Raw genomic sequence first — 25,275 nt, forward strand, 5'->3', positions numbered from 1 at the left:
CATCCGCTGAGCGAAGTGCGGCCCGAGCAGGCGCAGCAGCTCGACCGCGACGGCAAGACGCCGCTGCCCGTGCTGCCGAAGATCTGGGGCGGGCTCGTGCCGCAGGCGCAGGAAGTGGACGGCAAGCGCTACGCGATCGCCGAGCGCGACATCGACAAGCTGCCGAACGCGCCGTTCCGGGTTGCCGATGCGCAGGGCAAGCCGCTGCCGAACGGCGTGATCACGCGCGACCTGTGGCACCGCTTCTACCAGAACCAGATGCAGATCGCGGCCGGCCGCAACAACCAGTTCGCCGCGTGGGCCGATTCGGGCGGCCTCGTGATGGGCCATTACCGCAATTCGGCCGACACGCTGCGGCTGTGGAATCTCGCGCGGCAATACACGCTGTGCGACAACTTCTTCATGGCGGCCTTCGGCGGTTCGTGGATGAACCACATGTTCCTGATCTCCGCGCAGCCGCCGCTGTATCCGGACGCGCACAAGCATCCGCACGCGGCCAAACTGCTGTCGAAGGTCGAAGGCGACGATCCGGCCGGCACGCGCCTGAAGCTCGCCGACGATTCGCCCGCGTCCGCGCTCGACGGCCCGCCGAAGTTCGCGGTCGACGGCTCGCTGACGCCCGACGGCTACGGCGTCAACACGATGGCGCCGCCGTACCAGCCGAGCTACGTGCCGCCCCCCGACCCGGGCAACGCCGCGTATGCGGATCCGGCCGACCATCGCGTGATGCCGCCGCAGGGCTATGCGACGATCGGCGACCGCCTGTCGGAGAAGAACATCGACTGGGCGTGGTACAGCGGCGCGTGGCAGTACGCGCTCGAACATCGCGACACGGGCAACGTGCCCGATTTCCAGTACCACCACCAGCCGTTCAACTACTTCGTGAACTACGCGCCGGGCACCGAAGCCCGCCGCAAGCACCTGCGCGACGCGGGGCTCGGCGACGAACCGTCGACCAATCATTTCATCGCCGATATCGACGCGGGCCGCCTGCCGGCCGTCACGTTCTACAAGCCGCAGGGCAACCTCAACATGCATGCGGGCTACGCGGACATCGAATCGGGCGACCGCCACATCGCGACCGTGATCGACCGTATCCGACGCGGGCCGCAATGGGCGAACACCGTGATCGTGATGACGCACGACGAGAACGGCGGCTGGTGGGATCACGTCGCGCCGCCGGTCGGCGACCGCTGGGGCCCCGGTTCGCGGATTCCGGCGCTCGTGATCTCGCCGTTCGCGAAAAAGGGTTTCGTCGATCACACGCTGTACGACACGAACTCGATCCTGCGCTTCATCAGCCGCGTGCACGGGCTCGCGCCGCTCGACGGCGTGGCCGCGCGCAACAAGGCGTTCGCCGCGCGCGGCGAGACGCCGCCGGGCGATCTCACGAACGCGCTCGACCTCGGCTGACGGCCGGTCGGTCGCGAGATCGGTGATCGCGTGACCGCTTGAAACGACGACGCCCCGGGCAATGCGATCGATTGCCCGGGGCGTCTTTCGTTTACGGCACCACTACGCGGCGCTGCGCAATGCGTCGCGCACCGCCAGCGCGGCGTGACGGCCGGCCTGCCGGCCGAAGAACGTCGCGTCGGCCAGCGACAGCCCCGAGCTGTACCCGGCGCCCCAGCGCGGCAGCCCGCACGTCGTGCGCCCGGCCGCATAGAGGCCCGGCACCGGCGCGCGCGCCGCATCGAGCACCTGCCCGGTCGGCAGCGTGTCGAGCCCGCCGAGCGTGAAATGCGGATAGAACGCGTAGTCGATCCGGCAATCGAGCGCGACGAACGGCGGTTCGATCAGCGGCTGCAGCCACTTCTTCGCCTTATGGAACAGCGGATCGGCGCCTTCGGCCGCATGGCGGTTGTAGACGTCGACAGTCGCCGTCAGCGTACCGGCCGGCATCTGCAGGTCGCGTTCGACTTCCTCCCAGGTTTCACCGGCCGCCGCGATGCCGATCCGCGCGATCGCGGGCGGCTCCTGGTACGTCGCGTGGTCGACGAGCAGGTAGATGCGGTCGTCGGCCTGGTGGAACGCGTGATGGCCCGTGCGGCCGTGGTAGCCGTCCTCGTTGATGAAGCGCTGCCCGCGCGCGTTCACGAAAATGCCCTTGATCAGCGATTCGGGCGCATAGAACGGCAGGCTGACGAAACCCTGGTCCATGTGGATCGCCGCGCCGCCCGCACTTTGGCCGAGCAGGATGCCCGAGCCGTCGTCGCCGGGGCTGCCGATCGGTTCGTCCGAGCGCAGGAACTGCGGCGCATGGCGGCGCACCATGTCGCGGTTCATCGCAAAGCCGCCCGCGCACAGGATCACCGCGCGGCGCGCACGCACGAACGCCGTCTCGCCATACGCGCGCAGCACGACGCCGCGCACCGCGCCGCCGTCGTCGACGATCAGCGCGAGCGCACGCGTGTCGTAGCGCGTCGCGACGCCGAGCGCCGCCACGCGTTCCGCCAGCACACGCATCAGCATCTGCCCGCCGCCCCAGCCCGGCCATTGCGGCGTGTGGCCGCGCGGGCACGGTTTCGCGGCCTCATTGAACGGCCAGGCCTCCTCGCTGCCCGACCAGATCAGGCAGTCGTCGGTTTCCGGTTCGACGATCCGCTCGGCGATGAACGTGTTCTTGTACGTGAGGCCCTGCGCGACCAGCCAGTCGTGATGCGCAAGGCTTTCGTTCGCGTAGAGGCGCACCTTCGCTGCGTCGGCGTCGCGGCCGCCCGCGAGCATCAGGTAGCGGTACAGGTCCTCGGTTTCGTCGCGAAAGCCGGCCTGCCGCTGCGCGGGCGTGCCGCCGCTGCCGCCGAGGTAGATCTCGCCGCCCGACAGCGCGCTCGTGCCGCCGTAGCTCGATGCGCGTTCGACGATCAGCGTGTCGGCGCCGGCGCTCGCGGCTTCGATCGCCGCGCATGCGCCGGCCGCGCCGAAGCCGACGATTACGACGTCGTGCTCGGCGTCCCAGCGATGTACGTCGCGGGTGTTCAGGGGGCGGGTCAGGGAATGGTCGGATGACATGGGGAATGGGTCAGCGTGAAGGAAATCGGCGGGGAACGACGGGTGTGGTGCGGGCCTGCGGACACGCGGCCTGATGCTGGCGTCGCCGCATTGCCGCTACGAGCGCGCAGCACTGCGAACGCAAGCCGTGCGCCGTCTGATGCGCGGTTGAAGTCGAACCGCGTTGAGCCGGCCTGGCAGAGCGGCCGCGCCGACGCGCGACGCTTGCGCCGTGACGCCGACGAAAGCCGTCCGTGTGCCGCCGCAACGCGACGGCTGCCGGCCCGCGCGGCGCGCGGCCGCGCCGGCGTTACATGCCGCGCAACGCGGCGAAACCGAAGTGCGACGGATCGATCGGCACGCAACCGGTCGGCAGGCCGTTCGGGTCGACCGAGCGGCATTGCAGGATGCCGGCCGCATACGGCGGCGACGGGACCTGATCGGCTCCGTATCGCGCCATCGCCATGGCAGCGAACGTGCCCATTGCCAATACGCACAGCTTGCGAGTCGTCAGTCTCATGATCGTCGTCCCCTCCGGTTGGCCGCTCGTGCGGTTCGTGTCCGGTGCGCCTCTGTTGCAGCACCGGATGACTGCACGGTAGCCAGCGCCCGGCCGCCAGCCATCGTCCATTTCGACTAGGGGCAAACGCTGAGCGGAGGTCATACGGCATGCGGCGTCGCAGCATCGCAAGCAACGGATTCGCATGCGCGGAGGGAACACGGCACGTCGTGCGCCTTTCGTGACCGGACAAGTCAATCATCAGACCCATGACGTACGTCGGCCGCTGCGACGCACCATCGCGCAACGCGCGGCTGCCGGCCCCGGTGTTTTCCCCGAGCCTCGCCCTGCTCCGTATGGATGATGGATCGCGATCGGTCCGATGCGAACCTGCGCGTCGACGTCGCAATGCCGCCGCGTCCGCATTCGCGGCGCGGCCGACTCTTTCCGTTCTTCCACGGGAGCAACGCATGATCGATTCGAATCCCCGCCACGCGCTGTACGAACTCGCGTGCCGTTACGCGCAAGCCGTCGACCGGCGCGACTGGCCGCGGCTCACCAGCCTCTTCACCTCCGATGCAACCCTTGCCGGCCCCGGCTTCCGCTTCGACGACCGCGATGCGATCGTCGCGGGCATGCGCGTGATCGAGCGCTACGAAGCGACCCAGCATCACGTGCACAACCAGCTCGTCACGCTCGACGGCGGCGAGGCCGACGTCGAGACCTACGGCGTCGCATGCCATATCTACGTACGCGACGGCGTGAAGCGCAAGCTCGACTGGGGGCTGCGCTATCGCGACCGCTGCGTGTTCGACGGCGGCACGTGGCGCTTCGCCGCGCGCACGCTGCACGTCGACTGGGCGCAAGACCTGCCGCTGGAGGGCTGAACGATGCGCACCTCCCTTCCCCTCGACGGCCGCACCGCGCTCGTGACGGGCGGCGCCGGCGGTATCGGTGCGGCCTGCGCGCACGCGCTCGTCGCCGACGGCGCGGCCGTCGTGCTGATGGGCCGCCGCCGCGACGCGCTCGAACGCACGCAACGGCACCTGACCGACGCAGTGCCCGGCAGCCGCGTCGCGATCCACGCCGGTGATGCATGCGACGAAACCGACCTGCAGGCCGCGCTCGACTGTGCGTGGGCGCTCGACGGCCGCCTCGACATCGTCGTGCCGACGGTCGGCGGCGCCGGCTTCCGGCCGCTGCTGATGCACGACGCCGACACGTTCCGCGCCGAAATCGACCTGAACCTGCACAGCGCGTTCGCCGCAATACGACATGCCGCGCCGCGGCTGGCCGCGAGCGGCGGCGGCGCGATCGTCTGTATCTCGTCGACCGCCGCGCAGATCAACTTCCGCTGGCTGACCGCGTACTGCACCGCGAAGGCCGCGCTCGAAGCGCTCGTGCGCGGCGCGGCCGAGGAACTGGCCGGCGCGAAGATCCGCGTGAACGCGGTGCGCCCGGGCCTCACGCGCTCCGAAGCGACCGCGCCGATGTTCGACAACCGTGCGCTGGTCGACAGCTTTCTCGAACAGATCCCGCTCGGCACGCTCGGCGAACCCGAAGCGATCGCGCACGCGGTGCGCTATCTCGCGGGCCCCGAGTCGGGCTGGGTGACCGGCCAGAGCTTCGCGGTCGACGGCGGCCACGAGCTGCGCACGAACCCGCGCGTCGACGACACGATCGCGCAGATCTACGGCGCGGCCGCGCTCGATGCGGTCAAGGCCGGCCGTGCACCGGGCGCCGCATGAGCGCCCGCCTTCTTTCAACCTCACAGGACATCGACCGACCATGAATCGAGTCGCAAACAAGGTCGCGCTGATCACCGGCGCGGCAAGCGGCGTCGGCCGCGCGGATGCGCTGCTGCTCGCCGCCGAAGGCGCACGCGTCGTGCTGACCGACATCGACGAGGACGCAGGCCGTGCGCTTGCGCGCGAGATCGGGGACGCGGCACTGTTCGTGCGCCATGACATCGCCGACGAAGACGGCTGGCGGCACGCGCTCGCCGCGACGCTCGACCGCTTCGGCCACCTCGACGTGCTCGTCAACAACGCGGCGATCTGCCCGGTCGGCTCGATCGAGGAGACGAGCCTCGACACGTGGCGGCGCGTGATGCGCACCAATGCGGACGGCTATTTCCTCGGCTGCAAGTACGCGATCGGCGCGATGAAGGGCAACGACACGCCGGGCTCGATCGTGATGATGTCGTCGGTCGCCGCGCTCGGCGGGCTGCCGATGATGTGTGCGTACACCGGCTCGAAAGGCGCGGTGACGGCGCTCGCGCGCAGCGTCGCCGTGCACTGCAAGCGCAGCGGCTACCGGATCCGCTGCAACTCGATCCACCCGGACGGGATCTGGACGCCGATGACGCAGGCACTGATGCCCGACCTCGACCCGGCCGCGCTCGGCATCGGCAGCGATCCGATGGCGCGCATGTGCGACCCGCAGGACGTCGCGAATCTCGTGCTGTTCCTCGCATCCGACGAATCGCGCTTCGTGAACGGCGCGGAACTGCGGATCGACAACGCGCAACTGGTGTCGTCGCTGTGACGCGGCGCAACGCTTTTCCATTCGAAGGAGTGCATCGATGATTTCATTCACCGGCAAGACCGTGCTGGTCACGGGCGGCGGCGCGGGCATCGGCCGTGCGTGCGCGGAAGCATTTGGCGCGGCGGGCGCGCGCGTCGCCGTGGCCGAGATCGACGCGGCCCGCGCGCAGGACGTGCGGCAGGCGCTCGAAGCGGCGGGCGTCGACGCGCTCGTCGGCACCCTGGACGTCACACGACGCGACGACGTCGATGCGTTCGCGCGAACGGTCGACGCGCGCTTCGGCGGCCTCGACGTGCTCGTCAACAATGTCGGCGATTTCCTGCAGATCGCGAAACCGTTCGACGACTACACCGACGACGACATCGCGCGGCTGTTCGACGTGAACCTGCGCCAGGTGTTCGTCGTCACGCGCGCGATGCTGCCGTTGCTGCGCAAGCGCGGCGCGGGGAGCAGCATCGTCGGCGTGTCGTCGATCGAAGGCTTCCGCGCGATTCCGAACTGTTCGGTGTACGCATCGTTCAAGGCCGCGCTCACCGGCTTCACGAAAAGCCTCGCGCTCGAACTCGGGCCGGCCGGTATCCGCGTGAACCAGATCGCGCCCGAAACCACCGAGACGCCGCAGGTACCCGTCAGCGCGATGGTCGCGGCCGAACACCATGACCACATCCCGCGCTGGATTCCGCTCGGACGCTTCGGCACGGCCAGCGACATCGCGGGCGCCGCGCTGTACCTCGCGAGCCCGCTCGCCGCGTGGGTCACCGGCACGACGCTGCACGTCGACGGCGGTGCGCTCGCGGCGGCCGGCTGGTATCGCGACCCGAACGGCTTCTGGACCAACATGCCCGTCGTCACGGGCAACGGCTTCAATTTCTGAGCGACGGCCGCGCGCACGCGCGGCTTCATCCGTTCATTTCTCGCGGCGCGCGTGCGCCGCCACCGGAGACACCATGAAGATCCTGATCGTCGGCGGCACCGGCCTCATCGGCGGCCATGCCGCGCTGCACCTGCATGCGCAGGGCAACCACGTTACCCTCGCCGCGCGCAAGCCGCCCGTGGCCGGCAGCACGCTCGCGCAGTTCGACGTGCTGCTGCGCGACTACGTGGCCGGCAACTTCACGCGCGACGATCTCGCGCCGTTCGACGCAGTCGTGTTCGCGGCCGGCAACGACATCCGCCATCTGCCGCCCGGCACCGACGAAGCCGCGCACTGGGAACGCGCGAACGTCGACGCGGTGCCGCGCTTCTTCGCGCTCGCGCGCGACGCGGGCGTGAAGCGCGCCGTGCTCGTCGGCAGCTTCTATCCGCAGGTCGCACCGGCGCTCGTCGATACCGTGCCGTACGTGCGCTCGCGCCATCTCGCCGACGAACGCGTGCGTGCACTCGCGACGCCGCCGTTCGCGGTGTGCAGCGTCAATGCGCCGTTCGTCGTCGGGTCGGTGCCGGGGCTGCGCAACGAGATGTTCGCCGCGTACACGGGTTATGCGCGGGGCCAGTTCGCGGGGCTGCCCGTGTACGGGCCGGCAGGCGGCAGCAACTTCATCTCGACACAATCGCTGTCGGAAGCAATCTGGGGTGCGCTTCAGCGTGGCGAAGCGGGCAAGGCCTACCTCGTCGGCGACGAGAACCTCAGCTTCGCCGACTACTTCGCGGCATTCTTCCGCGCGGCCGGCAACCCGCAACCCGTGCCGTCGCTCGACCAGGAGCATCCGCTATTGCCCGACATGGCGATCTACACGGGACGCGGCAATGTCGTGTCGTACGAGCCCGATCCGGCCGATAGCGCACTGCTGCGCTACCGGCGCGGCGACGTGCAGCGCGCGGTCGACGAGGTCGTCGCGCATTGCAGCGCGCAGTAAACGAACCGCGCACACGCGGCGCGGATGCGAAAACGTCCCGCCGCCGGCGATGCATGCCGGCGGCGGGACGTCAGGGTTGACGCGGCGATGCGTCGCGGCGGATCGTCAGGCGCCGAGGCGCTGTTCGATTTTCTTCATCGTGTCGGTCATCTCGGCCGGCAAGCGCAGCTTCAGCGTGTCGAACAGCGCCGCATGCAGCTTCAGCTCCTCGCGCCATTCGTCGGCGTTCATCGACGTCACCGCGTCGAACTGCTCGCGCGTGAAATCGAGCCCGTCCCAGTGCAGATCCTCATACGCGGGCGATACGCCGAACGCATGCTCGCCGCCACCGCCGGTGCCTTCGAGACGATCGAGCATCCACTTCAGCACGCGCATGTTCTCGCCGAAGCCCGGCCACACGAACTTGCCGTTCGCATCCTTGCGGAACCAGTTCACGCAGTAGATCTTCGGCAACGCGGCGCCCGCGCCTTCGAGCTGCTTGCCGAGTTTCAGCCAGTGCGCGAAATAATCGCTCACGTTGTAGCCGCAGAACGGCAGCATCGCGAACGGATCGCGGCGCACGATGCCTTGCTGGCCGACCGCGGCGGCGGTCGTCTCCGAGCCCATCGTCGCGGCCATGTACACGCCTTCGACCCAGTCGCGCGCCTCGGTCACGAGCGGCACCGTCGTCGAGCGGCGGCCGCCGAAGATGAACGCATCGATCGGCACGCCGGCCGGGTTCTCCCAGTCGCCGTCGATCGATGGGCACTGCGCGGCCGGTGCGGTGAAGCGCGAGTTCGGATGCGCGGCCTTGCGGCCCGTTTCCTTGCCGATCTCCGGCGTCCACGGGTTGCCCTGCCAGTCGGTCAGCTTCGCGGGCGGCGTGTCGGTCAGACCTTCCCACCACACGTCGCCGTCTTCCGTCAGCGCGACGTTCGTGAAGATCACGTTTTCCGTCAGCGTCGAGATCGCGTTCGGGTTCGTCTTCACGCCGGTGCCCGGTGCAACGCCGAAGAAACCGGCTTCCGGGTTGATCGCATACAGGCGGCCGTCGCGGCCCGGCTTCAGCCACGCGATATCGTCGCCGATCGTCGTGACCTTCCAGCCGTTGAAGCCCTGCGGCGGAATCAGCATCGCGAAGTTGGTCTTGCCGCATGCGGACGGGAACGCGGCCGCGACGTGATATTTCTTGCCGGCCGGCGACGTCACGCCGAGGATCAGCATGTGCTCGGCGAGCCAGCCCTGGTCGCGGCCCATCGTCGATGCGATGCGCAGCGCGAAGCACTTCTTGCCGAGCAGCGCGTTGCCGCCGTAACCCGAGCCGAAGCTCCAGATCTCGCGCGTTTCGGGGAAGTGCACGATGTACTTGACCGGGTTGCACGGCCACGGCACGTCTTGCTGGCCCGCTTCGAGCGGATGGCCGACGCTGTGCACGCACGGCACGAATTCGCCGTCCTCGCCGAGCACGTCGTACACGTCGCGGCCCATGCGCGTCATGATCCGCATGTTCACCGCAACGTACGGGCTGTCGGACAGTTCGACGCCGACGTGCGCGATCGGCGAGCCGAGCGGGCCCATCGAGAACGGCACGACATACAGCGTGCGGCCGCGCATCGAGCCGCGGAACAGACCGTTGAGCGTCTCGCGCATTTCGGCGGGCTCGATCCAGTTGTTGGTCGGGCCGACGTCATCGCGCGATGCCGAGCAGATGAACGTGCGATCCTCGACGCGTGCAACGTCCGACGGATCGGATTGCGCGAGATACGAGTTCGGGCGCTTCGCCGGGTTCAGGCGCGTGAGCGTGCCCTGGTCGACCATCGCCTGGCACAGCGCATCGTTTTCTTCCCGCGAACCGTCGCACCACACGATGCGCGCGGGCTCCGTAAGCGCCGCGATACGCGACACCCAGTCGATCAGCTTGCGATGTTTGACGAAAGCCGGAGGAGCGATCAGCGGGCCGTGTGTCGTCGCTTCGGCCAGATTGTTTTGCGACATGAGGATGTCTCCAGATTATTGGGCGGGGATGGGGAATGCGGGGTGAACCCGCCAGATGGGGAATGCGATTGGAGCGCAGGACGCAGCAACGCGCAGCGCGGTACACGCGAGCTGTGCGCGTGTCGATGCCGCGATGCGGGCGAGAGGATGTGATGTCTCGTTAGAAGATGCGAACGCGAGTTTCGCCATGCATGCAACCTGCCTTACAACTTCCATGCCGGCCAGCATACCATCGCCGATATTGCTCGGGCGCTGCGTTGCAACAAGAAACAACTGTGACGACGTGCCGGCACATGCGTTGCCCGCAAGTCAGGTCGACGGCGTCGACGTGTCCGCTTTCGGGGACGAAACGGCCGGAACGTCCATCCGGCAATGGTTTCGGGGAAGCGATAAATTCGGCTCGCCGGACGCATGCATGACGATCGCGCATGTGCGCCCGGCGAATTCGTGTTTTCGCTACTCAGGCAAACCCTGAATTAGGTTGCGTACACAAACATCCGGGTCGAATGCTTGATGTACGCCCCTGCTCAAAACGGCGCGCCCGGCAATCCGGGGTAATACGCGCCTGCCGCCATCCCGCCGTCGACGGCCAGTTCGGCGCCGTTGCAGTACGACGCTTCGTCGCTCGCAAGGAACAGCGTTGCGCGCGCGATCTCGTCGGGCAGGCCGACGCGCTGCAGCGGCACGTTCGCATAATGCTTGTTGATCTCCTCGAGCGGCGCACCCGTCGGGTTCGACATCACGGTGTTCACGCCGCCCGGATGAATCGAATTCACGCGCACGCCCTGGTGACCGAGTTCGAGCGCGGCGACCTTCGTCAGCCCGCGCACGCCCCACTTGCTCGACACGTACGCGGCAAGCGCGTTCACGCCGCGCAGGCCGTCCACCGACGAGATGTTGACGATCGACCCGCTCTTCCGCTCGATCATGCGCGGCGCGATCGTGCGGATACCGACGAATGTGCCGACGAGGTTGATCGACACCGCGCGTTCGAAATCGCGTTTCGACAGCTCGGTGATGCCGCCGAACGTCAGCACGGCCGCATTGTTGACGAGCACGTCGATGCGGCCGAACTGTTCTACCGTCGCTTCGGCCACACGCACCCAGCTCGCTTCGTCGGCCACATCGAGGCGCATGAAACGCGCCGCATCGCCGAGCTCGCGCGCGAGCGCTTCGCCTTCCGCATCGAGCACGTCGCCGATCACGACGCGCGCGCCTTCTTCGACGAACAGCCTGCACGTTGCCGCGCCCATGCCACGCGCGCCGCCCGTGACGATCGCTACTTTTCCTTCCAGTCGACCCATGTCGTCCTCTCTTCGATTCCGGTTTGCCGGCCGCCACGCGCAGGCATGCGCGTGCGTGCCGAATTCGTGATTGGCACGCGGCCCACGCCGCGCGCCGTCAGCCCCGCCGTCAGCCCCAGTAAGCCTGCCCGCCGTCGAGCGGCAGCGTCGCGCCCGTCAGGTACGCGGCATCGCGGCTCGCGAGAAATACGATCGCGCGCCCGATGTCCTGCTCGCAGTCGCCCACGCGGCCGAGCGGAATCGTGCGGAAAAACGCGGCGGCTTCCTGCGGATTCGCATCGACCCAGCCTTTCAGGCCCGGCGACAACGCATGCGGCGCGACCGCGTTGACGCGAATGCCGTCCGCGCCCCATTCGCACGCGGCCGCACGTGTCAGCGCACGAATCGCCTCCTTGGTCGCCGCATACGCGCCGTACCCTGACGCATCCCAGCGCACCGCGGCCGACGACGCGAAATTGACGATCACGCCGTCGCCCTTCAGATGCGGATGACACGCACGCATCATCCGCAGCGTCGCCATCGGCCCCGATTCGAGCCCCGCCAGAAAATCCCCGTCGGTCACGTCGAGCAGGCGGCCGAGCGGCACGACCTGCGCGTTGTTGATCAGGATCTGCACGCCGCCGAACCGCTCGACCACCGCGTCGACGCTATGCGCGATCTGCGCGGCGTCCATCACGTCGCACACGAACGGCGCCGCGATGCCGCCGCGTGCGCGGATCGCATCGCAGGTCGCGAGCAGCTTGTCGCGCGTGCGGCCGACCACCGCGACGTGTGCGCCCTCGGCCGCGAGCGCGTGCGCGACGCCCTGGCCGACGCCCTGCCCCGCGCCCGTCACCAGCGCGACCTTGCCCTTCAGGATGCCCATGAGCGCCCCTTAAGCGACGATCGCCGGATGCGCCTGCACGGGCCCGCCGAGCAGTTCGCGGTACGACGGCGGCTGCTTGCCGTCCAGATCGGCAATGCCGTACTGCAGCGCCGCTTCCGCGCCGACGAGTACCTGCCCCGACAGCGCCATGCGCTGCGGATCGCCGTGGATCGCGTGAATCACGCGGCCCGTGAACTCCGGGCTTTCGGCGACGAGCGAGAATTCCTTGTAGAGGTCCGGATGCTCGTCCCACACGCGCGTCGTGCGCTCCGTGCGCAGCGGGCCCATCCAGATCGACACGGCCGCGACGTCGAACGGCTTCAGGTCGACGGCCATGTCCTTCGCGAACTTGTCGACGCCGGATTTCTGCGCGCCGTACGCCGCGCCGTGCATGTAGCAGCTCGCGCCGAACGACGACGTGAACGCGATCAGCCCGCTGCGGCGCTTCGCCATCAGCGCCGCCGCATGCCAGCTCGCGACGTAGGCCGAACGCAGCCCGACGTCGAGGATGTTCACGAGATCGAGCGACTTCTCCCAGAACGGGCCCGGCAGGATCAGCTGATCGTGCAGGTAGGTCGCGTTGTTGACGAGAATGTCGAGCCGCCCGCTTTCGCGTTCGACGCGCTCGAACAGCGCCTTCACCTGCGCGTCGTCCGCGTGGTCGCAGGCCACCGCGATCCCGCGGCCGCCGAGCGCGTCGATCTCGCGCGCGGTCTCGTGAATCGTGCCGGGCAGCGGCGCATCGCCTTCGTTCTGCGAGCGGCCCGTCACGTAGACGGTCATGCCGGCCGCGCCGAGCGCGCGCGCGATGCCTTTGCCCGCGCCGCGCGATGCGCCCGTCACGACGGCGACCGGCGTCTCGTGGTTCTGTGTCATGTTCGATGTCTCCAGTGGAATGTCCGCCATGCGCGTGGCGATGGCGTGCGTCAGGCGGCCGGCGGCTGCGCGCCGGCGAACAGCACGCCCGGTGTGTCGCCTTCGTAGCGGGCCGACAGCGTCGACGTAACGACGCAGCGCGTGGCCGCGATCTTCCATTCGCCGTCGACCTTCCGGTATTCGTCGTCGTAGTACGCGCCGAGCTGCGTGAGCGTGCGCGCGTTCGTGTCGATCATCTGGTAGTGCAGGCCCCACGTGCCGCGCGCATGCGTGTCGTCGAGCACGGCGATGTCGGGATTTACGCCATGGTGCATCTCGACGATGTGCGGATGGCAGCCGAGTTTTTCGAACACGTCGACGAGCGCGTCGCGCGTGTCGAACGTGCCGATCCGGCCGTAGTCGATATGCACGCGGCCCGGCACGAAGCAGTCGCGCATCCCTTGCGGGTCCTTGCGGTCGCAGCACGTGAAGTAGCGCGCCTTCAGCCGGCGGATCGCATCGGCATCCTCCAGCCTGCGCACGCGCGTTTCCAGCGATTCGATGAGGGTCATCCCGTCTCCTTGTTCGGTGCCGACGCGGATCGAAGGCCGCGTCGATGCCACGTTACCGCCGCGCGAATCGCCGGCCATCACCCGTTCGGATTAATCCAGCGGTTCGTCGCGGCAGCGCCGGTCGCATGCGTGCGCGGCTTTCGTCCGAACAGACGATGTGATGCAGGCGGCTTCGTTCCTACCATCGAACGACACCACCACGAGACACGGCGATGGACGACACGACCCGCACGCTCCATGAATACGAGCAGATCCGACAGCTGAAATACCGGTATTTCCGCGCGGTCGACACGCACGACTGGTCGCTGCTCGCCGATTGCCTGACCGAGGATTGCGAGGCGCGGTTGTACGGCGGCCGTTACGCGTACGACGGCCGCGATGCGTTCGTGTCGAGCCTGCGCGAACTGATCGGCAAGCCGACCTTCCTGACAATGCATCACGGCCATCACCCGGAACTCACGCTGGTATCCGCCGATCACGCGTGCGGCGTGTGGTTTCTCGAGGATCACGCGATCAATCTCGAGGACAACTACCTGCTGCACGGCACCGCGTTCTACGACGACCAGTACGTGAAGCGCGACGGCGTGTGGCGCATTCACGCGACGCGTCACGAGCGGCTGTTCGAAACCGTCACGTCGCCGATCCCGCCGTCGTTCACGCTGACCGCGAACCGGTTCGCGCCGGTCGCGCACCAGGCGGCCGGATCGACCGAAACCGCTTCCTGAACCCCGGCGGCAGCGCCGCCGATCCCGTCATTCCCTTCTGGAGCCGGAGCAATGGAGAAAGTCATTTACGTGTTGTGGCGCGACGCACAGGCCGCGCCCGATCAGTGGAGCCGCACGGTGCGCGCGCAGCTCGCCGACAAGCTGCTGTCGCTCGGCGCGCACGGCGTGCAGGTGAACGTCGCCGACGCCGATGTCGCGCCGGCCGCCGGCCTGAAGCAGACCAACACGCACCCGGGCATCGACGGGATCGTCGCGGTGTGGGTCGACAGCGCGAACGCGATGTTCCGCCAGCCGTTCGACGATGCGGTGCGCGCGATCGTCCCGCACATGGCCGCGTATCTCGTCACCGAGTCGCAGCCGATTCCGAACACGCGCTTCCTGGCTCGGCCGGGCGAGCGCACGGCAGGTTTTTCGCAGCTCGCATTCCTGAAACGGCCGCCGCGCCTCACGCACGAAGCGTGGCTCGACGTGTGGCACGGGCATCACACGCGTGTTGCGATCGATACGCAGGATAATTTTTTGTACGTGCAGAACGTTGTCGTGCGCGCGCTCACGCATGCGGCACCCGGGTATGACGCGATCGTCGAGGAGTGTTTTCCGGCCGCGGCAATGACCGATCCGCATGCGTTCTTCGACGCGGTCGGTGACGACGAGAAGTTTCAGCGCAATGTGGCCGAGATGATGGATAGCTGCGGGCGGTTTATCGATTTCGACAAGATCGATGTGGTGCCGACGAGTCAGTATGTGGTGAAGGCGGTGCGGGGATAGGTTGTGGTGGTGGCGAGCCGCGCGGGTGTGGCCGCGCGGCTCGATTGCTTTTGTCCAAGGTTTGTCTTGTGTTCCTGCGCAGGCCGGCAAAGCGCTGGCGCCGGCGCATGTATGCCCGATTTCGACTCCCACGCTCTACTCAAAAGGCACGTTCCTGACTGCAAGTCAGTCCATCCGTGCTCCACGAATTCCCGTGCAAACGACACGCACAAATCGTGCATGCCTCAAATTCCGCAGCGAGAAGTTGTCTCAAGCAGGTTGCAATTCGAAACCGGGCGCCGGAAGTCCCGGCCATAGCTCGTAAAGGACCTCGGGGTTGTTGACCCCTCCATTGCGCGGACTGCTGTTCATACCCAGTACGTCTGCCGCGGCGATACTGATCTCACCAATCCTGTTAGCCGGACCCAAGTCTGCCACGACACAGTCAACGCTCTTCCCTTGCCACGTCACGCGCGCCCTACAGCCGCGCACCACTCCGATTACTGAAGTAACAATAAGCGGGGGAACTACGACGTACGGTATCGTCTGCGCATCGACATACGACGCAGGGTCCGATGCCAGCCGGGCACGATTGCGATACCAGGTTGTTGATGCAATCACCCCGCCTGCAAAAACCTTTGGTTCGTTATCGGTATCGAGCAAGACAATGCTGCGCGCCCACTCGTGGGCGCAAATCACCTTGCCGTCCACCATTCGCATACCGCCGTTCGCAAGAAACTCGGAGCCTTGATCGCCAACCATATAAGCCGCCTGCTCGCCATTCTGTCCGTTCGCACCATCCGCGTCGATATCCGCGTCTGCCGTGTAATAGACGCGCTGATCGTCGTCCTCGACAATTTCACTTGCGAACCCGTGGGCAGAAATTGTGCCGATTAGTCTTGGCATTGCATCACCTTTGTGATTAGAGATTAGCTAAACGCGGTTTAGCGCTTACTTGTCACTCGTACATTGCGCAAACGAAGCGAGTGTACCTGTGTAGATCTTTCCTCCAACGACAGGGTTGTTGGCGACAGGATCGGCTGCGATGCTCAGCTTGTTCGCCGCATCCGCGTATTCGTGGGTTGCACCGCTAAGCTTGTCGATACCGTAAACCAGATTCTGCACACCCGACCCGACGCCACCCGTGGGCACAGCGCCCGCAGCTCCGCCTCCAGTCGGTGCGCCCCCCTTGACCGAGGAAAGCGCGCCGGTCACGTCGGCGACGGTCAGCACTTTGCTACGTGCGGCGAGTTGCGTTTTCCGGTCGATGGCATATAGCAGGCTTTTCAGCGTGAGCGGAATGGAGCTTCTGGCGTCGAGTTCGGCATTTCCCGCGTCGAGCGCACCTTTCGCTTTGGCGACGATCGCGTCCGCTGCGGCGACTGCGTTCTTGCCGTTATCGTCGAGCTTGGAAGGCACGTTGGCGCGCAGCCCATTCACGTGGTCGATGCCATCGGTCAAGATCTTTACGCTAGACACAAGCTGTTTCGACTCAGTGCTAAGTCCGGTGTTCGGGCTGTCATCCGCGCGTTTCGATTTGTCCGCGAGACACGACAACTGCGTGGCGGCGGTCGAATACGCATCCTGCTTGGTATCCGGCGCGAGGGTCGAGTAACCCAACGCCCATGCGCCCGCCGTCAACGCCAGCCCGACTACCCAATTGCCCTTGGCAGCACCCGTTGCAAACGCCGATGCCGCTACGCCGCCGGCGCCCAGCACGATCAGAGGAATGTTGTTCCATGCTTCCGTGCCGCCCCATTTCGCGCTTTCGGCTTGATATTCATTCGCGCGCTTTCCCAGTGCCGTATTGATGCTCGCCACACTGCTCGCATCTGCGGGTTCCATCGGCTTGATCGTGCCGCATGCGCAAAATATCGAAAGGATGATGCCCCCGGCAAGTCCCCGCGCGATTCTCATTGTCGTTCTCCGCCTATTATTTGAGGATTCTGGCGACGTAAACATAATCAGCCCATGGATCAACACGGAACAGACAACACATCGCCCCTGCGCGTGTGGCCGGCCAAATGACCCGAACTGAACAGTGGAAGCTGGAACGCAAACTACAACGACGAATACTAGGATACCGATCAAACATCGACAAGCGAGCTTTAAGCCTAGGAGCGCAATTCAAAGCTTCATAGGTTGTTCTCACATCTCACCTAGAACGACCGTTCAAGGAACATGGCCGGTGATAGGTCATGTCGAATCATGGATCACGAACAACTGAATGAAGCTTTCGGGGTTAGCAGGTTGTTAAATGAGAATCACAAGTCCCTTGAAGACGGTTTTTCCATCTACGCACTCATTTTCGATGAGGTAGGCACCCGGTGCAGCAGCGAAGCCTACGATAAGCTCGGTGTCGTCATGCGAACAATCCTCGCCTTCGCTCAAGTGCCGACCATGGTTCAAAGTGAAGCCCCACATGCTCTCAATCGCCTTGTCCAGCGGTGGCCCAATACGGTTCCTGTTTGCTTTCACCCTTACCGCTGCCGCCCCTTGCACGCTCCCGTTGTTCAAGAACACCCAATGGACTCCGGTCACCACTCGAGGCGCGCTATGAAGGACCAGTACTTCCGAACTGTCCTGAGGCGCAGCCGCGAACGGATCTTTCCCGCACTGGTTACGCCGTGTACCACGATGGAAGTAAGCGCCATAGCTCGTTAGCGTCTCAGAATCTGGTTTGTCTGGCGGTAGCGGCGACAGCAATCCGAAGCATCTTTTAATTGTCGACAATCCTGATACTACCGTCGACTGCCTCATTATGGCCGAGCACCACCCCGCGCAATCGGGCACGCGGCCACCTCTCACGCACGATTCAACCGAGCACCGACTCCATCAACCACTCGCGCGCGATCGCCGTGCATAGCGCGGGCCGCTCCAGGGTCGGGAAATGGCCGCATCCATCGATTGATTCGAAACGGGCGTGCGGCATCAAGCCGGCGATGCGGCGGCCAACGTCGACGGGCACGAAGCGGTCCGCGGCGCCCCATATGAGCAACGTGGGGACCTTGCTCGATGCCAGGGTCGACCAATGATCCGAACGCGTCAGCGTCGAGTCGGATTGACGGGCAAACAACTCCGCACCGGCATCGCGAGCCATCTGAATGAACGCAGCCCGTGATGTGCGATCGTCAGGCGGGATTGCATTCTCGGCAAACTCCGCAATGACGCGCTCATGCTCGCCGGTGCGGATTCTCCGGCTAGTCGCACGAACGGCATCCGGGTTCGGATGAACGCCCGGCTGGCAGTTCATCAGCCAGAGTCCGCGGACGCGGTCTGGCGCTCTCGCGAGCACTTCCATCGCGACGCACCCGCCATATGCGGTACCAACGAGAACGAACGTGCCGCTCGTCAATGTCAGGAGCTTCTCGGCACTCTCGGCGAAGGTTGCGTGCGCCAATATCTTCACGGTCGGTGAAGCAAGGTCCTTGAGCGCTTCGATCTGGTCGGCATACATGCGGCCATCACACGGCATCGCCGGTAGAAATATGAGCGGTAGCGACATCGGAATGGTTCGGGCTGGCAGTTGAATCGGGCCAACGGGTTGCGCTCGCATCACGATGCAGCGGCAGACCAATTGATCGTAATCTGGCCGAGGTTATCGGCTGGCCGCTTCTGGTCAAGCTTGGTCGAGGTTGTCGATAGGTGCCACGTGGCAAGACCATAACGTGTCGAACATTTCCAACGTGGTCTCTTGTGCGTCGAATTCCGGATCCTCGTTGATCTCGACCAGCGAGGGCACCGGAACGGTTCCTAGCGCCGTCCCCTGCGACGACCTCGTTTCGTCGGCAAACCCCACTCGGCCATCGCGAAAAAACTCGAGCTTGCGCACCTCGTAGCGATCACGGTCAAGCACCGAAACGAGACGGACCGGCTCTGTATCAAAAGCGTGCTTCCATGCGACGTCGATGGCGATCATGCTTCTTCTCGTTGCGATGTTGTCGACGATAGCTTTTGGCCGCCACGTTCCGAATGCGGAGGACGGCTGCCATCCGTGAGGACGCCGATCAAACGTCGGCTTTCTTCGCCGGAGGCAGTGCCACTTTTTACTGAGTTACGGCAAGTAAGGCGTGATGTTCGTCATCGCGCGAGAAACATACGCTTCCTTCTCTCCGACCGGCGCAACGTAGTGCAGTGCGCTCCGCGCGGCTTCTTCACCTTCCATGCGCGCAATGATCCATGCGGCCAGATACTGCGACGCAAAGCAGCCACCCGCGGTTGCAACGTTGCCTTGAGCGAAGAACGGCTGATTGAGGACGTCGACGCCCGCCTCGATTACCCAGGGTTTGGTCGTGAGGTCCGTGCAGGCCGGGACTCCGCCGAGGAGGCCCAGCTTCGCCAGAACCAACGTGCCCGAACACTGCGCGCCGATAAGTTGCCGGGCAGGATCGAGCTTGATCTGCGCCATCAGTGCCGCATCGTTGACGATCTCCCGGGTTTGAATGCCGCTCCCGACGATGACGGCATCCGCCGTGCAGGCGTCCGCCAACGTTGACTGCGCGTGGACAGTCACGCCATTCATCGAAGTGACGGAATGCTCCGGGCATGAGAGCGTTACCCGCCAGTCGGGCTTCTTGATTCGATTGAGCACGCCAAGTGCAATGAGGGAGTCGAGTTCGTTGAAGCCTTGGAAGGTCAGGATCGCGATGTGCATGGGGTGCCGTATCTGAGGTCTGTCGGAGCATATTGCCAGATCGCCGACAATCTGGAAGCGTCGGTGAACGACGCTGCCTGGCTGAACGCCGACAGTTCTCCCCGCATTCCGCACCATTCCGCAAAGAACCGTTCCTTCGATCCCCTTTTCCCGATGGCCACGGCCGCCCCCCGTGGCAACCCACACTTCCACCACCTCCGTGACAAAACGTCTATAATTGGACAATCCATCGACCACCACGTGGCACACGCCTCACCCCGTGCACACCGCGATTCCCCGGCCCAGCCTCCCCGGAGCGACATGAACGCCTACCCCGTTTTCGACACGCTTTGCGACCTGCTGACGACCTCCGGCGCACGCTTCCGCGTGCTGGAGCATCCGGCGGAAGGTAAATCCGACGTCATCGCCGCGATCCGCGGCACGCGCCCCGAACAGGGCGCGAAAGCAATGCTCTGTACCTTCAAGGACGGCGGCGACACCACCGCGCTTGCCGTCATCCCCGGCCACCTGAAGATCGACTTCCGCAAGGTCGCCGATGCCGTCGGCCGCCGCAAGGCAACACTCGCCTCCCCCGACCTCGCGGCCGCCGTCACGCGCTGCGTGATGGGCGCCGTGCCGCCGTTCGTGTTCGACGCCAACGTGACGCTCGTCGTCGATCCCGCACTGGTCGAACGCAACGCCGAGATCGCCTTCAACGCGGGCCGCCTCGACCGCTCGGTCGTGCTCGACGCGGCCGACTACGTGCGGATCGCACGCCCGTTGCTGGCCGACATCACGCGGCCGGAAGCGGCGGACGGCGACGCACTCGCCGAATGACCGTTTCCGGCGCCCATTGCATCGATGCGGAACCGCCCGCCTCACTGAACGCGAATACACCATGACCCCAACCCGGAACAAAGCGCTGTCGGAGCAGGCGTCGCTGATCGAACAGGTGCAGCGCATCGCCGAAGGGCTCGGCGAGATGTTCGCGCCGTTCACCGAGGTCGTGGTCCACGACCTGCGCACGCCGCAGCACGCGATCCTCGCGATCCACAACAACCTGTCCGGACGCGCGGTCGGCGATCCCGCGACCGAGCTCGGCCTCGCGCGCATCGCCGACGACGATTTCCCGCAAGTACTCGCGAACTACCCGAACCGCTTCGCCGACGGCCGCACCGCGAAAAGCACGTCGATCGGGATCAAGGATTCGACCGGGCGCTACGTGGCCGCGCTGTGCCTGAATGCCGACGTCACGCTGTTCCGCGGCTTCCAGGGCATGTTGAATCAGTTCTGCGCCACGGATGGCGAAACCGTCGCCGAAACGCTCGACCCGGCCGGCGCGGACGCGATCCGGCAACGCATCGACGCGTTTGCGTCGCGCCTCGCGACGACGCCGCGCGAACTGAAGACCGACCAGCGCCGCGAACTGATGCAGGCGCTGAAGACCGACGGCTTCCTCGAGGTGCGCCGCGCGATGGAAATCGTGTCGCAGCATCTCGGCGTATCGCGCGCGACGGTGTACAACGATGCGAAATGATGCGTGCGCGTCGTGCGCGCTGCGTTCCTGTTGACTGATCTTTCCGACCCTCGAACCACCATGAACTCTCCGACTCTGCCTACGTACGACGACGTTGCCGCCGCCGCGGCCCGGCTCGCAGACCATGCCCACCGCACGCCCGTGATGACGTCGCGGACGATCGACGAAGCGCTCGGCGCGCAGGTGTTCTTCAAGTGCGAGAACCTGCAGCGGATGGGCGCATTCAAGTTTCGCGGCGCATTCAATGCGCTGTCGCGCTTCGATCCGGAGCAGCGCCGCCATGGCGTCGTCGCGTTCTCGTCCGGCAACCATGCGCAGGCGATCGCGCTGTCGGCGCGCATCCTCGGCATCCCGGCAACGATCGTGATGCCGCAGGATGCGCCGGTCGCGAAGATGAACGCGACGCGCGGTTACGGCGGCAACGTCGTGACCTACGACCGCTACACCGAGGATCGCGAGCAAATCGGGCGCGATCTCGCGGCGAAGCACGGGCTCACGCTGATCCCACCCTACGACCACGCGGACGTGATCGCCGGCCAGGGCACGGCGGCCAAGGAACTGTTCGACGAAGTCGGCCCGCTCGACGCGGTATTCGCACCGCTCGGCGGCGGCGGGCTGCTGTCGGGAACCGCACTCGCCACGCGCGCGCTGTCGCCGCGCGCAACCTTGTACGGCGTCGAACCCGAAGCCGGCAACGACGGCCAGCAATCGTTCCGGTCCGGCGCGATCGTGCATATCGACACGCCGCACACGATCGCCGACGGCGCGCAGACGCAGCATCTCGGCAACCTGACGTTCCCGATCATCCGCCGCGACGTCGACGACATCCTGACCGCGACGGACGCGGAATTGATCGACTGCATGCGCTTCTTCGCGACTCGTATGAAGATTGTCGTCGAGCCGACCGGCTGCCTGTCGTTCGCGGCCGTGCGACGGATGAAGGACCAGCTGCAGGGCAAGCGCGTCGGCGTGGTGATCAGCGGCGGCAACGTCGATCTCGAGAACTTCTGCAAGCTGGTGTCGGCATCGGCATGATGCGTCACGGCGCGCGGGAACATCGTGTAATCCGCGCACCGACGCTCCTTCACATCGCGTTAAGTTTCGCGCCCTAGACTGATTACGTTGTCCCGCAGTCAGTCGTGAAGGAGCCAACATGAACACGCACGCGATCGTCGCCGCCGCCCTGGCGGCCGCTTCCCTTTCGGCGTTCGCTCAACCGGGCGTTACGTCATCCGGTTTTCCCGCCGCCTCGCCACGCGATGCAGTCGCGCAGGCGACGCATCGTTCGCCCGCCGCGCTGCCGTCCGCCGGCTTCGTGCTCGCGAAGATCGATCAGAACAATACGCCGCCCGATCGCGGCGGCGACCCGAGCGGCCGCGCGCACGCCGGCACCCGTATGTAACGGCGCGCGAGTCGCCGCTGCCGCGCGCGTGCGTCGTCAGAACGACGGCAGCGACGGGTCGCGTGCGGCGAGAATGTCGTCGGTGCGCCGCTGCAGCGCGCCGTCGATCGTCTCCGGCTGCGGAATCAGCCAGTAGCGCCCTTCGCGGATGCCGTCGAACACCCGCTCGGCAAACGCGTCGGGCGTGAGCCCGTGCGCGTTCAGCATCGAGCGCATCGTGTCGACGAAGCCGCGCACCTCGGGCCGGTCGTGCGCGGCGCCGAACGGATCGTTGAAGATGTCCGACTGCACGGGGCCCGGCGCGAGCAGCGACACGCCGACCGGCGCGCCGAGCATCTTCAGTTCTCCGTACAGCGATTCCGTCAGCGCAACCACCGCGAATTTCGTCGCCGAATAAGGCGACATCAGTGGGCTCGGCAGGAACCCGCCGACCGACGCGGTATTCACGACGCGCGCCGGCACGTTGCGTTCGAGCATCCGCGGCACGAAGCTGCGGATCCCGTTCAGCACGCCGTGCACGTTGATCGCGAAGCTGCGCTCGAAGCGTTCCGGCGTGATTTCCCAACTGAAGCCGGTCGCCATCACGCCCGCGTTGTTGAACAGCAGGTCGACGCCGCCGAAGCGCTGCCATGCCGCCTCCGCGAGTGCGTCGACGGCTTCCGGCCGGCTGACGTCGGTCGGCACGCACAGCACGTCGGTATCGAGCGTCGCGGCGAACGCGTCGAGCCTCGCCGGATCGAGATCGGCCAGCACGACGCGCATGCCGAGTGCGGCCGCGTGGCGCGCGAGCCCGCTGCCGATGCCGCTGGCCGCGCCGGTAATCACGGCGGTGCCGCCGTCGAAACGAATCGATTTCGTCATATCAGAATCCTGTCGGGTCGATGTGGGGATGCGCGTACGCGGGAATCACGGGTGGCGGCAGCGGCGTGCGGCCGTCGAGCGAACGCACCGCGAGCTGCTGCGCGAGCGGGAAATGCAGGCTGTGCGTGACGAGGCCCGTGCGTTCGCGCGCCGGCAGGCTGCACAGCGCGAGCGCGGTTTCGGCGAGATACGCGACGTCCTCGGTCGGATAGCCTTCGGGGATGTAGCGCGCGGCGCCCGGCGTGCGGATCGCCGTGCTCGGCGCGACGAGATTCACCGCGATGCCGTCGGCTTCGAGTTCGGCCGCGAGCCCCTGCGTGAAGCGCGACAGCGCGGCCTTCACCGCCGCGTAGACGGTCGCGCCGCCCATCCGCGAGAAATCGTCGAACGGCCGCAGCGGCGGCAGCGCCGTCACCGAACCGACGTTCACGATCCAGCCGGCGCCGCGTGCGCGCATCAGCGGGATCGCGGCCTGCGCCAGTGCGAACGGAATGCGGAGATAGTGTTCGATCGTCGTGTCGAACATCGTCATCGGCATCGCGTCGATGCATGCGTAGTCGGCCACGCCCGCGTTGTTGACGAGGATGTCGAGGCCGCTGGCCGCCTGCGCCGCGCGCCCGACGAGCGCGTCGCGCTCGGCAGCGTTCGACAGGTCGGCCGCGAGCGCGATCGCACGGCCGCCGGCCTGTTCGATCAGCGCGACCGTTTCGGCGAGCGTGCCGGCGGTGCCAGCCGATTGCGTGAGGCTGCGTGCGGTGACGACGACGGTCGCGCCTTCGGCTGCGAGGCGCTGCGCGATCGCGCGGCCGATGCCGCGGCTCGCGCCCGTCACGAGCGCGCACTTGCCGGCCAGGATCGGGGCTCGGGTGTCGGTCATGTTGTCTCCTGTGATTTGAGTGCGGGCCATTCAGCCGGCGATATCCGCAACGTGCAGCACGAGCTTGGTTTTCGCCTCGCCCGTTTGAACGAGATCGAGCGCCCGTGCCGCCTGTTCGAGCGGGAAACTGTCGAAGCGCGGCACGCGCAACGCGCGCCGGCCGAGGCGTTCGGCAATCGATGCGAGCGTGTTGCCGCTCGGCATCCGGCTGTAGGTCATCGCGGTGCGCAGCCCGCGCCGTGCGGCTTCGGCTCCCGTCGCGGCCAGCCGCTCGGCGTCGCCGGCCGCGAGCGTCATGATGTTCACCAGCGTGCCGCCGGGCGCGAGCAGGTCGAGCGCATCGGGCAGCGTGTCGCCGCCGACCGCGTCGAGCACGAGGTCGACGCCGCCGGGCGCCCATGCGCGCACCGCTGCCGCGATGTCCTGCGCGCGGTAGTCGATGCTCGCCGCCGCGCCCAGCGATTCGACCGTGTCGCGGTTGCGCGCGGAACACGTCGCCGCGACGCGCGCACCGGCCTGCGCGGCCAGCTGGATCGCGAACGTGCCGACCGCGCCCGCGCCGCCGTGCACCAGCACGGTCTGCCCCGCGCGCAACCCGCCGTCGTCGAACAGGCCGGCCCATGCGGCCAGCGCGGGGGTCGGCGTCGCGGCCGCTTCCGCGAAGCTCACCGTGTCGGGCAAGCGCACGACCGAGTCGTGGCGCACCGCGACGTATTCCGCATACGCGCCCCAACGCCCCGCGCCAACGTCGGTCTGCGCAAACACGCGCATGCCGGGCGCGAAGCCGTCGACGCCGTCGCCGACCGCTTCGACCACGCCCGCCGCATCGAAACCGATCACGAACGGAAACGTGTACTCCATGAACGCGCCGAGATAACCTTCGCGGCATTTCCAGTCGGCGGGATTGACACCCGCGTACGCGACGCGGATCAGCACGTCGCCGGGGCGCGGCTTCGGCGCCGGTACATCGGCCAGCCGGAAAGCGCCGGAATGACCGACGCGGTCGATCAGGAGGGCTCGCATTTTCGTG

General features: G+C 66.6%; 28 protein-coding genes. 12 read left to right on the top strand and 16 right to left on the bottom strand.

Translation table 11 applies throughout. From position 1 onward, the window contains the following. The coding region (locus VL15_RS36050; protein WP_048251558.1) for an acid phosphatase at window positions 1-1,413 on the top strand (1,413 nt) is incomplete at its 5' end. Window positions 1,414-1,515: 102 nt separating this feature from the next. Here the strand turns inward: VL15_RS36050 and VL15_RS36055 are convergent. Continuing rightward, window positions 1,516-3,012 (bottom strand): FAD-dependent oxidoreductase, encoded by a 1,497-nt coding sequence (locus VL15_RS36055; protein ID WP_048251559.1) that lies wholly within the window; start codon window positions 3,010-3,012, stop codon window positions 1,516-1,518. A 289-nt stretch (window positions 3,013-3,301) separates the two neighbouring features. Continuing rightward, on the bottom strand, window positions 3,302-3,511 hold the full coding sequence (locus VL15_RS36060; RefSeq protein WP_047903855.1) for a hypothetical protein: 210 nt from the start codon (window positions 3,509-3,511) through the stop codon (window positions 3,302-3,304). Between the two features lie 449 nt (window positions 3,512-3,960). Here VL15_RS36060 and VL15_RS36065 point away from each other — a divergent pair, with 449 nt between their 5' ends. From VL15_RS36065 to VL15_RS36085, 5 genes are all read left to right on the top strand, one after another. Next, entirely contained in the window at window positions 3,961-4,377 is a 417-nt protein-coding gene (locus tag VL15_RS36065; RefSeq protein WP_048251560.1) for a nuclear transport factor 2 family protein, read from the top strand. Window positions 4,378-4,380: 3 nt separating this feature from the next. Next, window positions 4,381-5,238 (top strand): SDR family NAD(P)-dependent oxidoreductase, encoded by an 858-nt coding sequence (locus VL15_RS36070; RefSeq protein WP_048251561.1) that lies wholly within the window; start codon window positions 4,381-4,383, stop codon window positions 5,236-5,238. Between the two features lie 40 nt (window positions 5,239-5,278). Continuing rightward, a complete protein-coding gene (locus tag VL15_RS36075; protein ID WP_048251562.1) occupies window positions 5,279-6,037 on the top strand; it encodes an SDR family oxidoreductase in 759 nt (252 codons plus the stop codon). Window positions 6,038-6,074: 37 nt separating this feature from the next. Further along, window positions 6,075-6,911, top strand: coding sequence for an SDR family NAD(P)-dependent oxidoreductase (locus tag VL15_RS36080; RefSeq protein ID WP_048251563.1), 837 nt, complete (start codon window positions 6,075-6,077; stop codon window positions 6,909-6,911). A 73-nt stretch (window positions 6,912-6,984) separates the two neighbouring features. Continuing rightward, window positions 6,985-7,893 carry an NAD-dependent epimerase/dehydratase family protein gene (locus VL15_RS36085; RefSeq protein ID WP_048251564.1) on the top strand — a complete coding sequence of 303 codons (909 nt, stop codon included), beginning with the start codon at window positions 6,985-6,987 and terminating at the stop codon, window positions 7,891-7,893. Between the two features lie 105 nt (window positions 7,894-7,998). Here the strand turns inward: VL15_RS36085 and VL15_RS36090 are convergent, their stop codons facing one another. The 5 genes from VL15_RS36090 to VL15_RS36110 form a co-directional block, all read right to left on the bottom strand. Further along, window positions 7,999-9,867 carry a phosphoenolpyruvate carboxykinase (GTP) gene (locus tag VL15_RS36090; RefSeq protein WP_048251565.1) on the bottom strand — a complete coding sequence of 623 codons (1,869 nt, stop codon included), beginning with the start codon at window positions 9,865-9,867 and terminating at the stop codon, window positions 7,999-8,001. A 527-nt stretch (window positions 9,868-10,394) separates the two neighbouring features. Beyond that, on the bottom strand, window positions 10,395-11,171 hold the full coding sequence (locus VL15_RS36095) for a glucose 1-dehydrogenase (RefSeq protein ID WP_048251566.1): 777 nt from the start codon (window positions 11,169-11,171) through the stop codon (window positions 10,395-10,397). Between the two features lie 109 nt (window positions 11,172-11,280). Further along, entirely contained in the window at window positions 11,281-12,036 is a 756-nt protein-coding gene (locus tag VL15_RS36100) for an SDR family NAD(P)-dependent oxidoreductase (protein WP_048251567.1), read from the bottom strand. A gap of 9 nt (window positions 12,037-12,045) precedes the next feature. Beyond that, on the bottom strand, window positions 12,046-12,912 hold the full coding sequence (locus VL15_RS36105; RefSeq protein WP_048251568.1) for an SDR family NAD(P)-dependent oxidoreductase: 867 nt from the start codon (window positions 12,910-12,912) through the stop codon (window positions 12,046-12,048). Between the two features lie 50 nt (window positions 12,913-12,962). Then, window positions 12,963-13,463 carry a nuclear transport factor 2 family protein gene (locus VL15_RS36110; protein WP_048251596.1) on the bottom strand — a complete coding sequence of 167 codons (501 nt, stop codon included), beginning with the start codon at window positions 13,461-13,463 and terminating at the stop codon, window positions 12,963-12,965. Between the two features lie 212 nt (window positions 13,464-13,675). On the opposite strand from VL15_RS36110, the gene VL15_RS36115 reads away from it, so the two are divergent. Together VL15_RS36115 and VL15_RS36120 are read left to right on the top strand one after the other, a co-directional pair. Continuing rightward, a complete protein-coding gene (locus VL15_RS36115) occupies window positions 13,676-14,188 on the top strand; it encodes a nuclear transport factor 2 family protein (protein WP_048251569.1) in 513 nt (170 codons plus the stop codon). A 51-nt stretch (window positions 14,189-14,239) separates the two neighbouring features. Beyond that, window positions 14,240-14,956, top strand: coding sequence for an EthD domain-containing protein (locus VL15_RS36120; protein ID WP_048251570.1), 717 nt, complete (start codon window positions 14,240-14,242; stop codon window positions 14,954-14,956). A gap of 249 nt (window positions 14,957-15,205) precedes the next feature. On the opposite strand, the gene VL15_RS36125 is transcribed toward VL15_RS36120, so the two are convergent. The 6 genes from VL15_RS36125 to VL15_RS36150 all read right to left on the bottom strand — a co-directional run bounded on the left by VL15_RS36125 (window position 15,206) and on the right by VL15_RS36150 (window position 19,589). Continuing rightward, window positions 15,206-15,841, bottom strand: coding sequence for a glycoside hydrolase family 75 protein (locus VL15_RS36125; RefSeq protein WP_048251571.1), 636 nt, complete (start codon window positions 15,839-15,841; stop codon window positions 15,206-15,208). 45 nt (window positions 15,842-15,886) lie between these two features. Next, complete coding sequence (locus VL15_RS36130) at window positions 15,887-16,852, bottom strand: hypothetical protein (RefSeq protein ID WP_048251572.1); 966 nt, start codon at window positions 16,850-16,852, stop codon at window positions 15,887-15,889. A 336-nt stretch (window positions 16,853-17,188) separates the two neighbouring features. After that, entirely contained in the window at window positions 17,189-17,458 is a 270-nt protein-coding gene (locus tag VL15_RS36135) for a hypothetical protein (protein WP_048251573.1), read from the bottom strand. A gap of 292 nt (window positions 17,459-17,750) precedes the next feature. After that, window positions 17,751-18,440, bottom strand: coding sequence for an alpha/beta fold hydrolase (locus tag VL15_RS36140; RefSeq protein WP_048251574.1), 690 nt, complete (start codon window positions 18,438-18,440; stop codon window positions 17,751-17,753). Window positions 18,441-18,554: 114 nt separating this feature from the next. After that, window positions 18,555-18,854, bottom strand: coding sequence for a DUF6881 domain-containing protein (locus tag VL15_RS36145; RefSeq protein WP_048251575.1), 300 nt, complete (start codon window positions 18,852-18,854; stop codon window positions 18,555-18,557). 135 nt (window positions 18,855-18,989) lie between these two features. Beyond that, the gene (locus VL15_RS36150; protein ID WP_048251597.1) at window positions 18,990-19,589 is read right to left on the bottom strand and encodes a DJ-1/PfpI family protein; all 600 of its coding nucleotides are present in this window, start codon (window positions 19,587-19,589) and stop codon (window positions 18,990-18,992) included. Window positions 19,590-19,889: 300 nt separating this feature from the next. Here VL15_RS36150 and VL15_RS36155 point away from each other — a divergent pair, with 300 nt between their 5' ends. From VL15_RS36155 to VL15_RS36170, 4 genes are all read left to right on the top strand, one after another. Next, the gene (locus tag VL15_RS36155; RefSeq protein WP_048251576.1) at window positions 19,890-20,405 is read left to right on the top strand and encodes a YbaK/prolyl-tRNA synthetase associated domain-containing protein; all 516 of its coding nucleotides are present in this window, start codon (window positions 19,890-19,892) and stop codon (window positions 20,403-20,405) included. Between the two features lie 61 nt (window positions 20,406-20,466). Then, window positions 20,467-21,105, top strand: a complete 639-nt coding sequence (locus VL15_RS36160; protein ID WP_048251577.1) for a helix-turn-helix transcriptional regulator — start codon at window positions 20,467-20,469, stop codon at window positions 21,103-21,105. 60 nt (window positions 21,106-21,165) lie between these two features. Next, window positions 21,166-22,140, top strand: coding sequence for a threo-3-hydroxy-L-aspartate ammonia-lyase (locus VL15_RS36165; protein ID WP_048251578.1), 975 nt, complete (start codon window positions 21,166-21,168; stop codon window positions 22,138-22,140). 118 nt (window positions 22,141-22,258) lie between these two features. Next, window positions 22,259-22,507 (top strand): hypothetical protein, encoded by a 249-nt coding sequence (locus VL15_RS36170; RefSeq protein ID WP_048251579.1) that lies wholly within the window; start codon window positions 22,259-22,261, stop codon window positions 22,505-22,507. A gap of 36 nt (window positions 22,508-22,543) precedes the next feature. On the opposite strand, the gene VL15_RS36175 is transcribed toward VL15_RS36170, so the two are convergent. Genes VL15_RS36175 through VL15_RS36185 form a run of 3 tightly spaced genes read right to left on the bottom strand, consistent with a single transcriptional unit; the run spans window position 22,544 to window position 25,268 of the window. Further along, window positions 22,544-23,368: an SDR family NAD(P)-dependent oxidoreductase gene (locus VL15_RS36175; RefSeq protein ID WP_048251580.1), complete on the bottom strand. Its 825-nt coding sequence runs from the start codon at window positions 23,366-23,368 to the stop codon at window positions 22,544-22,546. Window position 23,369: 1 nt separating this feature from the next. Then, on the bottom strand, window positions 23,370-24,245 hold the full coding sequence (locus VL15_RS36180; protein ID WP_048251582.1) for an SDR family NAD(P)-dependent oxidoreductase: 876 nt from the start codon (window positions 24,243-24,245) through the stop codon (window positions 23,370-23,372). 30 nt (window positions 24,246-24,275) lie between these two features. Continuing rightward, the gene (locus VL15_RS36185) at window positions 24,276-25,268 is read right to left on the bottom strand and encodes an NADP-dependent oxidoreductase (RefSeq protein ID WP_048251584.1); all 993 of its coding nucleotides are present in this window, start codon (window positions 25,266-25,268) and stop codon (window positions 24,276-24,278) included. Between the last annotated feature and the right edge of the window lie 7 nt (window positions 25,269-25,275).

The organism is Burkholderia cepacia, assembly GCF_001039005.1.
Lineage (GTDB): Bacteria > Pseudomonadota > Gammaproteobacteria > Burkholderiales > Burkholderiaceae > Burkholderia > Burkholderia theae.